At 39.7% G+C, this 8,430-nt stretch carries 8 protein-coding genes, 12 tRNA genes and 1 rRNA gene; 20 read left to right on the top strand and 1 reads right to left on the bottom strand.

Annotated elements, in window-relative coordinates:
- Positions 1 to 184: 184 nt before the first annotated feature.
- The 13 genes from rrf to ACFO3P_RS04375 all read left to right on the top strand — a co-directional run bounded on the left by rrf (position 185) and on the right by ACFO3P_RS04375 (position 1,451).
- Positions 185 to 300, top strand: a 5S ribosomal RNA gene (gene rrf / locus ACFO3P_RS04315).
- A gap of 68 nt (positions 301 to 368) precedes the next feature.
- Positions 369 to 443 (top strand) — tRNA-Asn (locus ACFO3P_RS04320).
- A gap of 3 nt (positions 444 to 446) precedes the next feature.
- Positions 447 to 538 (top strand) — tRNA-Ser (locus ACFO3P_RS04325).
- Positions 539 to 553: 15 nt separating this feature from the next.
- Positions 554 to 628: transfer RNA gene (locus tag ACFO3P_RS04330), tRNA-Glu, on the top strand.
- 3 nt (positions 629 to 631) lie between these two features.
- Positions 632 to 707, top strand: a tRNA-Val gene (locus tag ACFO3P_RS04335).
- A gap of 38 nt (positions 708 to 745) precedes the next feature.
- Positions 746 to 818 (top strand) — tRNA-Phe (locus ACFO3P_RS04340).
- Between the two features lie 13 nt (positions 819 to 831).
- Positions 832 to 917: transfer RNA gene (locus ACFO3P_RS04345), tRNA-Tyr, on the top strand.
- A 15-nt stretch (positions 918 to 932) separates the two neighbouring features.
- Positions 933 to 1,006, top strand: a tRNA-Trp gene (locus tag ACFO3P_RS04350).
- Between the two features lie 5 nt (positions 1,007 to 1,011).
- Positions 1,012 to 1,084, top strand: a tRNA-His gene (locus tag ACFO3P_RS04355).
- 41 nt (positions 1,085 to 1,125) lie between these two features.
- Positions 1,126 to 1,200: transfer RNA gene (locus ACFO3P_RS04360), tRNA-Gln, on the top strand.
- A 5-nt stretch (positions 1,201 to 1,205) separates the two neighbouring features.
- A tRNA-Gly gene (locus ACFO3P_RS04365) sits at positions 1,206 to 1,277 on the top strand.
- An 11-nt stretch (positions 1,278 to 1,288) separates the two neighbouring features.
- Positions 1,289 to 1,362: transfer RNA gene (locus ACFO3P_RS04370), tRNA-Cys, on the top strand.
- A 7-nt stretch (positions 1,363 to 1,369) separates the two neighbouring features.
- A tRNA-Leu gene (locus ACFO3P_RS04375) sits at positions 1,370 to 1,451 on the top strand.
- Positions 1,452 to 1,765: 314 nt separating this feature from the next.
- Here ACFO3P_RS04375 and ACFO3P_RS04380 read toward each other — a convergent pair.
- The gene (locus ACFO3P_RS04380) at positions 1,766 to 2,341 is read right to left on the bottom strand and encodes a hypothetical protein (protein WP_042533457.1); all 576 of its coding nucleotides are present in this window, start codon (positions 2,339 to 2,341) and stop codon (positions 1,766 to 1,768) included.
- 522 nt (positions 2,342 to 2,863) lie between these two features.
- Here ACFO3P_RS04380 and ACFO3P_RS04385 point away from each other — a divergent pair.
- From ACFO3P_RS04385 to ACFO3P_RS04415, 7 genes are all read left to right on the top strand, one after another.
- Positions 2,864 to 3,508: a hypothetical protein gene (locus ACFO3P_RS04385; RefSeq protein WP_289585509.1), complete on the top strand. Its 645-nt coding sequence runs from the start codon at positions 2,864 to 2,866 to the stop codon at positions 3,506 to 3,508.
- Between the two features lie 328 nt (positions 3,509 to 3,836).
- Positions 3,837 to 4,736 carry a cidABC operon transcriptional activator CidR gene (gene cidR, locus ACFO3P_RS04390; protein WP_193064529.1) on the top strand — a complete coding sequence of 300 codons (900 nt, stop codon included), beginning with the start codon at positions 3,837 to 3,839 and terminating at the stop codon, positions 4,734 to 4,736.
- Between the two features lie 131 nt (positions 4,737 to 4,867).
- Entirely contained in the window at positions 4,868 to 5,407 is a 540-nt protein-coding gene (locus ACFO3P_RS04395; protein WP_193064530.1) for an acyl-CoA thioesterase, read from the top strand.
- Positions 5,397 to 5,759: a hypothetical protein gene (locus ACFO3P_RS04400; RefSeq protein WP_193064531.1), complete on the top strand. Its 363-nt coding sequence runs from the start codon at positions 5,397 to 5,399 to the stop codon at positions 5,757 to 5,759. The genes ACFO3P_RS04395 and ACFO3P_RS04400 overlap by 11 nt, the downstream gene beginning before the upstream one ends.
- A gap of 188 nt (positions 5,760 to 5,947) precedes the next feature.
- Complete coding sequence (locus ACFO3P_RS04405; RefSeq protein ID WP_256706051.1) at positions 5,948 to 6,229, top strand: hypothetical protein; 282 nt, start codon at positions 5,948 to 5,950, stop codon at positions 6,227 to 6,229.
- Positions 6,230 to 6,447: 218 nt separating this feature from the next.
- Entirely contained in the window at positions 6,448 to 7,095 is a 648-nt protein-coding gene (locus ACFO3P_RS04410) for an SDR family oxidoreductase (RefSeq protein ID WP_042533470.1), read from the top strand.
- 220 nt (positions 7,096 to 7,315) lie between these two features.
- A complete protein-coding gene (locus ACFO3P_RS04415; RefSeq protein WP_289585510.1) occupies positions 7,316 to 7,843 on the top strand; it encodes a GNAT family N-acetyltransferase in 528 nt (175 codons plus the stop codon).
- Positions 7,844 to 8,430: the final 587 nt, after the last annotated feature.

The raw sequence follows: 8,430 nt of genomic DNA on the forward strand, positions 1-8,430 counted from the left end.
GAAGCGTGGCGACACGTGCAGCTGACGGATACTAATCGATTGAGGACTTATCTAAGTTTTTTCATGTCACGTTACTCTTATTTAGTTTTCAGGGTGCAAATTCTTACATATTTTTTGAAATTAGTACTTGATTTTTTCTCAAAAACGATTATAATATTGATTGTTACTGATTTTTAAAACATTGTCTGGTGGCGAGAGCGAAGAGGTCACACCTGTTCCCATGCCGAACACAGAAGTTAAGTTCTTCAGCGCCAATGGTAGTTGGGGGCTTCCCCCTGCGAGAGTAGGACGTTGCCAGGCAAGAGTATTCTCTTATGAAGTCCTTAAGGACAAGCGAATTACTTCTTTCTTTAATATTATGGAATTATTCCACAGTAGCTCAGTGGTAGAGCAATCGGCTGTTAACCGATCGGTCGTAGGTTCGAATCCTACCTGTGGAGCCATATGGAGAGCTGTCCGAGAGGCCGAAGGAGCACGATTGGAAATCGTGTAAGCCGCTATCGCGGCTTCGAGGGTTCGAATCCCTCGCTCTCCGCCATTTAAACTATTACATGGCCCGTTGGTCAAGCGGTTAAGACACCGCCCTTTCACGGCGGTAACACGGGTTCGAATCCCGTACGGGTCACCAAATGGAGGATTAGCTCAGCTGGGAGAGCACCTGCCTTACAAGCAGGGGGTCGCAGGTTCGAGCCCTGCATCCTCCACCATGTAAGTTCATAAANCTTAAACATTTGAAATAAGATTTGGCTTGGTAGCTCAGTCGGTAGAGCAGAGGACTGAAAATCCTTGTGTCGGCGGTTCGATTCCGTCCCGAGCCACCTTTCATTTAGTGGAGGGATAGCGAAGTTGGCCAAACGCGGCGGACTGTAAATCCGCTCCCATCGGGTTCGTAGGTTCGAGTCCTACTCCCTCCACCATTTATAAAATATCATAGGGGTATAGTTTAACGGCAAAACGAAGGTCTCCAAAACCTTTGATGTGGGTTCGATTCCTACTACCCCTGCCAATATGGCGGTCGTGGCGAAGTGGTTAACGCACCGGATTGTGGCTCCGGCACACGTGGGTTCGATCCCCACCGGTCGCCCCTTTTTTATTTAATACTACATAAATCAATAATAGAATCGTTGGGCCATAGCCAAGCGGTAAGGCATCGGGTTTTGATCCCGTGTACCCCAGGTTCGAATCCTGGTGGCCCAGCCATTTTTGCGGAAGTAGTTCAGTGGTAGAACACCACCTTGCCAAGGTGGGGGTCGCGGGTTCGAATCCCGTCTTCCGCTCTAAAATAAATGGCGGTATAGCCAAGTGGTAAGGCAGAGGTCTGCAAAACCTTTATCACCGGTTCAAATCCGGTTACCGCCTCCAAACACATGCCGGTGTGGCGGAATTGGCAGACGCGCACGACTCAAAATCGTGTTCCGTAAGGAGTGTCGGTTCAACCCCGACCACCGGTATTCATTAATCCCCGTTAAAGCTGTTGAGATGCAGCTTTAACGGGGATTTTTTCGTAGAGAACCAACTGACATACTCAATATTGAGCGACTAGATTAGCTTAATTAAACGCACGGGGAGAGTAGTGGGCGATGTATAAAATGTACATTTATCTGAACGACTTGAGTTACTCTGGTTATAGTGGCACTTTCCATCGAAGATACTACTTATAGAGAACTTAAGTATGAGCATTTATCAATGTAAATATGCTGGGAATTTATGCTGAATAAAAACGTCAATCCGTTAATATTAGCGCTCTGGTAGGTTCTATGTAGATTTAATTGACTGACCATCCTTTGTCGAAATGGCCAGTTTCCGCAAGGTGATTACCGTGGCTGTCAACGAAGTATACGTATAGGAAATCGCTCGCTGGCGTTGCAAACAGTGTTGCTCTTGTAAAGTTTTCTATTTTATTACCTAACTCGTCTACAATAATTTGTTGATCAGTTTCCTCTAGATACTTGAATTCGTCAGTCAGCATAACGTAAATTTGGTCGTAATTATCTTCTTGAGAAATCTCTAATATAAGCCCGTCTGTTTCCACAATAAGTTCGTTGTAATAGTCAATAACTCGTTGTTCGGTTTCTTCTGAATACTTTCTTCTTTCATTAGATGATACATTTTCTTCTTCGTTTTCATCTTCCGCAGTATCTGTAGGATCGACGGATTCCTCTGCGCTCGCTGCTTGTTCCTCGGAAGCTGCTTCGCCCGAACTCACGGAATCATTAGCTACGTCCTCGTCATTGTCGTTCGGGTTAGTTACGTTAATTATGATAAATGCAATTGCGATAACCCATATTGCTGTTCCGATAATGGCACGGGAAGGGGTTATCTTCTTTTTCTCTTTCGCCATGTAAACGAACTCCTTTTCCATTAATGGTAAATTTCACGTTGGAGTTAGCGTAACATATCGGTGGATAATTTTACAGGGGATTTACATTGACGTTTCAAAGAACGCGAGAATGTGTCGTGGAGGTGGAAATCTTGCGAAGTGGTTAGGAGTTTGGCGAAGTTTAATCGACTTCTATCCGCATAAAATATAGGTTTAAGCATTTCGAGATACCTTGGCACGACTCAAAACCGTGTTCCATAAGGAGTGTCAGTTCGATCTCGGCCATCAGTAGTCATTAATCCCCGTTAAATCTGTTATGGCGCAATTTTAACGTATTTGTGGAAGCATTCATTAAGTGTAATATTCTAGATTTCGAATCACACGACTAAAATCGTGCGTGTAGATATGTAAAGCACATAAAAGAATTAGTGCGATAAAATATTTTAAATAGACTTTAATAAACATCTTTTCATTCTATTGGAAATAATGTAGTATGTTAGGGGTGAGCATATTGAGCTTAGAAAAATAGGGGGGAATTAGTAAATGAAGAAGATTTTATTAACGGTATTATTCTTATTACTATCATTGGTTCTTTTTGCGTGTGGAAGTGAAGCAGAAGGCGAAGAGGACGCGCAAAATTCTGAAGAAAGCACGGAAGAAGAAAACAAAGGTAACACAGAGGAGCAAACGGAAGATTCGGAATCGCCACAACCGGGCGAAACAGAAGAAACAGAGGACGGTACTCGCACACTACATAGAATGTGGGAAGAAGGCGAAACTTTCGAAACTGGTCCAATTGTTCTAACGATTGATAAGATTGCTACTGCTGAGGCTAGCTTTGAAGGAGAAACAGCGGATATGCTGGAGACGGATCATATCGAGTATATTCAAGTAGATGTTTCCGTAGAGAACACGTCGGATAATGATGTTACTTTCTACGCTGGACAAGGTAGAATGGCTACAAGTACGGGAGAGCAGATTGAGCCTGATTTGTGGTTAAGCGGACATATTGACGGAGAAATGATGGCTGGAACGAAAGCGAACGATACTTTCTATTACATGCTTGAAAATTCTGAAGCAGAAGAAGTAGAGTCTGTTCGATTAGTATTTTCTGCTCCATATGATTCGGAAAGTTACGATGATTTAGGCGAAGAACTCGATTTCGAAATTGAGCTTCCAAAAGAATAAAAGAGATTAGTAACGACAAAGACTATGCAGTGGGACGCTCTTTGTTGGATTTATATAAAATATGAATTTGATGTAGATTTTTTCGAGAGATAATTTAAATATTTAACACGCTCTAACGTAGAATAATGTTACGTTAGAGCGTGTTTTTGTTTGTAAAAGTTTCCGTCGCTAACAATAGCAATATAACCAATGAAATGGCTTCTACAACAGAATTAGAAAAACTGCCTTCCGCCAAATTCAGCGGCTATCTACAATACTTGAATGGTTATCTTAACCTTTAAAATGGTAAACTTAAAATAACTACCCTAATTAAGAAAGAGGCAAAACAATGGAACTAAAACACATGATTTATTTTATAGAAATCGTCAAAACTGGCAGCATGACTAAGGCATCAGAAAAGCTGTATATTTCACAGCCTACGATTAGTAAGCTTTTACGGGATCTAGAAGCAGAATTAGGAATGGAATTATTTGACCGTCATAAACGGCAAATGGTGCTTACTGATGCGGGAAAAGCTTTTTTACAGCAGGCAAAAGAAATTGTCCGGTTATATGAAAATCTTCCGACAGAAATGAATAATTTGTTAGGAATGAAGCAGGGGCATATTAAAATAGGGCTGCCTCCGATTATGAATGTAAAGCTGTTTATTCACACGCTTGGAGAGTTTCATGAGAGCTATCCGGATATCAGCTTTGAATTATTAGAAAGTGGCAGTAAGCGGATTGAAGAGAGCATCATTAATGATGAGGTCGATGTCGGTATTACGGTGCTGCCGACAGATACGGATACCTTTCATCAATTTTTTCTGCTTGAGGAACAGTTGAAATTGGTGGTTCCGCGCTCTCATAAATTTGCCGAGAGAGAGAAAGTAAGTCTTATTGAATTAAAGGATGATGACTTTATTTTATTTAGTGAAGATTTCATCTTAAATGATCGTATAACCGAGGCGTGTAAGACTGCTGGTTTTATTCCTAAGGTGATTGCGGAGAGCTCACAGTGGTACTTTATCGAACAGATGATTACGGCAAGCCTTGGGGTAAGTATTCTCCCGGCAAGTATTATTGACACGCTAAAGGAAGACGTTGTCAGTATTGAAATTGCGGATCCTTCGATTTTATGGCAATTAGCAATTATTTGGAAGAAGAATAGCTATACCTCCTTTGTTACCAAAGAGTGGCTGAAGTTTATGCAGGAACAATTGATGTTTAAAGATGGCAAAAATAATTAAATATGGCGCTTCCATAGATTTCATCTATAGTTCAAATAAAGAATAACTATTTTTATTATAGAACGATAGGATTTAAGATAAGTATAGAGTAAAAATAAAGCAATTTTATTAAGGAAGGGAACACTTGAAATATGAACAGTTATAAGCATCCAAACGAAAGCAGAGTAGTTAGTACGGATCAAGTGCTAATCAATGATTTAAATAATTACAATACCCTCTTTGGAGGTGTATTGATGAAGAAATTAGATAATAATGCCACGCTTTCTGCAAGAAGGCATGCCAGAGTGAAGGAATGTGTCACAGCCTCTACGGACTCAATTGATTTTCTTCATCCGATTCGTCAGTCTGATTCGGTATGTATTGAATCCTTTGTTTCCTATACAGGCAATACATCGATGGAGATTTTTTGTAAGGTGATTGCCGAGGATATGATTACAGGGGAGAGAAAAATTGCTGCCACTGCTTTTCTTACCTTTGTTGCCCTGGACAGCAACAAAAAGGCTGTGAAAGTAGCACCCATTGTACCGGAATCAACAGAAGAAAAATTCTTATATGAATCTGGCGAAAAACGGGCAGCGATGCGCCGGAAGCGAAGAGAACACAGTAAAGAGCTGACACAAATTATTGGTTTGGAAAAACCATGGGAAAGAGGAGATATCTATGTTTGTTAATATAAATAGTTTATATCATATAGAGGAAGAGCTTGACCAGCTTCAAAGGGATTACAGAGAATTGTATGAGCATTTACAGCATATCGTGAGTCTGACTAGACAGTTGCAGATTCCTTACAAATATTTAGGGGAACTATTAGTAAGAAATGAAGAAGCAACCAAACCTCCTTTTATTCGGGAGTCTGTTATACACCTTTATCAGAAAGAAGTGAATTTATTAAAAGAGCAAAAGGATTTCGAAAAATTGCTGTCTATCCTGCAGCGTTTAGAACAAGTTTCCTATTCACAAGTATTTCTGTTAGTGCTGGGGGCAAAGCCGGAGCTTATTCAGGTCAATACAATCATTAAATAGCAGCCAGGGCTTATCACCATGTTGTTTGGAGTGATAAGCCCTGTTTTTGCGATTGTGGGTACGTAAATAAAATAGTCATGATTATATCAGCAGCTTTGTGTTAAAATAATTTGAATAATATTACTTTAATTAAATTAGCTGTTCTGTGAAATATCTATCAGGCTTTACGAAGAATGGAGGCTTTCTTGATGAAAAAGTATTCTTGGATCAGTTATCTATCACTCGGGCTGCCTATACTATTATTTCTATTATTGTTTGCCGTGGCTGATATAGAACCATTAGTATTAGCTCAAACTATACTTATTGCTCAATTAATTGGCGCTCCGTTATCAATCATCTTAAGTGTAGCTGCTCTTTTTAAAAAGAATGAAAAAAAGGTTGTTGCCGTATTTGGATTGATAATTTCTCTCAACTTAACGGGAGCACTTGTTTATTTGCTTTTACTAGGTTTTGGTATGGGGGAGGCGTGAGAAGGAGTATAAGCAGGGGGGAATAAGATGAATAGAAAACCTTAAGTAGCTTTGTTAGTTTAATCTGGCGGATGGGATTAACGTCAGGGCAGGCATTCAGACGAAATGAAATCACGCTGACTACCCAGCACGCTTTTCTACACAATCCAATTATTTAACATCTCATTCTGAAACCTTTACAATAAACAGGGAGAAGTCAAAAAGAAAGGGTGAGTGTGTTGAATATCTTAGTAGTTGGAGCAAATGGACAAATAGGGAAGCATCTGGTCAAGCTGATTCAAGACAATGGGGATCAGGCACGTGCGATGATTCGCAAGGAAGAACAAGCGAATTATTTTAAAGATTTAGGTGCGGAAACGGCCGTTGTTAACTTAGAGGATGAAGTCGATACAATTTCTAATGCAGCAGAGGGTGTGGACGCGGTCGTATTCACAGCTGGTTCCGGTCCGAAAACTGGAAAGGATAAAACCCTGATGATTGATTTGGATGGAGCGGTGAAAACCATTCAAGCGGCAGAACAGGCGAATGTTAAACGTTTTGTCATGATCAGTTCGTTTGATACCAGCCGTGAAGCTATTCAATCAGCCCCTGAATCGTTTGCACCTTATGTCGTAGCGAAACACTATGCAGATGAGTGGCTGTTAAACTCCGATTTAGACTATACCATTATTCATCCAGGACTATTAACGAATGAACCTGGCACCAATCAAGTAAATCTTGGAGCCAATGTGGAACGTGGAGAAGTCCCTCGGGAAGATATTGCGAAAGTAATTTATACCAGCTTGAAAAATGATACAACCATCGGCAAGAGATTCCGCGCAGTAGCTGGACAGACAGCTGTTGAAGAAGCGATACAGTCGGTGTAATAAATAAAAACGTCAGATTTTCTAATCTGTCTAGAAAGACCTGTGCTATGTAAAAGATGGGCACAGGTCTTTCTTTGTTAAATAGCCTTTTAATATGGGAGCAATTAATATCAGCTTGAGGTAATAAAAAAATAAAGAGGGCATAATGGTATCATTTCATTTCAATTTAAATAATTAGAATTATAAAAATCAATATTGTATAAGAAGAGAGGAATTTATAATGAATGCTTTAATCAAAAAAGTCTTTGAACAAGTAAAAACAGAAAATCTAATTCTTCGAAAGCCATCAGAAGCAGATGCTTATGCTGTCCTTGAGATTGAAGGAGATCCTAAAACAAATACATACCGGCCTTCCGGACCAATGAAAAACATGGATGAAGCTCTGGAAAAGATAGAGCTTTGGAATAAGGACTGGATAACACATGGCTGTGGTTATTGGATGATTTCTGAGCATAAGGGCTCGGATGTAGTAGGAATTGGAGGCGTAAGAAATATAAATTGGCAAGGGCGCGAAGTGTTAAACTTGTACTATAGATTTTCACCAAAGGTTTGGGGAAGAGGATATGCTGCGGAGGTAGCCAGATATTCTGTGTATTTAGCTCGTGAACACCTTTCTGAATTACCAATCATATCGAGAGTTCGTCCATCTAATATACCTTCGTTAAGGGTTGCGGAAAAAAGTGGGCTGCTGCGTCACCCAAGTTTAGATAGTGCGGAGCATATTGTATTTACTTCAGGATGGGATTGAATGTTGAAAAATATATTCAAATAAACTGGGAGGTATTAAGGATATTGAGATTTCTTAGAATGTATTTTCCCAGCTAATCACAACAACCTCTATGGATATGTTAACATGAAAGAACAGAATATATAAAATTCTTACAATTAACTCGTATTGAAATAGAGAAGGGGATTAATAGATGATGGGAAATATCGGAATACCAGGGATGATTATTACGGTGATAGCTGTTGTCCTTGTTATTTATCTGATTAGAAGACTGTTAAAAAGATAGAGGGGAACGCTTTATTAAATAAGCTTTCTCTTGATGTTACCAGATAAATGCGCGGAATAATAATTAATCTGCAAATCGATATGCTGAATAATTATTCTTGTTAATTAAGCTGATAAAAAAATAATATATAAATTGAAGTAAGAAATTACACTTTATTTTTCTTATAAAAATGACGAAATAATGATTGAAAACAGTAACTAGCGGAAGAAAAACACGTAGACTCCTGGAGCGACCGAGCATAGGTCGTGATATATAGCGGGTGGGATTCCCGCCGAGAAAGAACTAGCCATTCACTCGTAGCGAGTCTTGGAGGGTTTGTGGT

The organism is Oceanobacillus aidingensis (assembly GCF_042654105.1).
Lineage (GTDB): Bacteria > Bacillota > Bacilli > Bacillales > Amphibacillaceae > Oceanobacillus > Oceanobacillus oncorhynchi.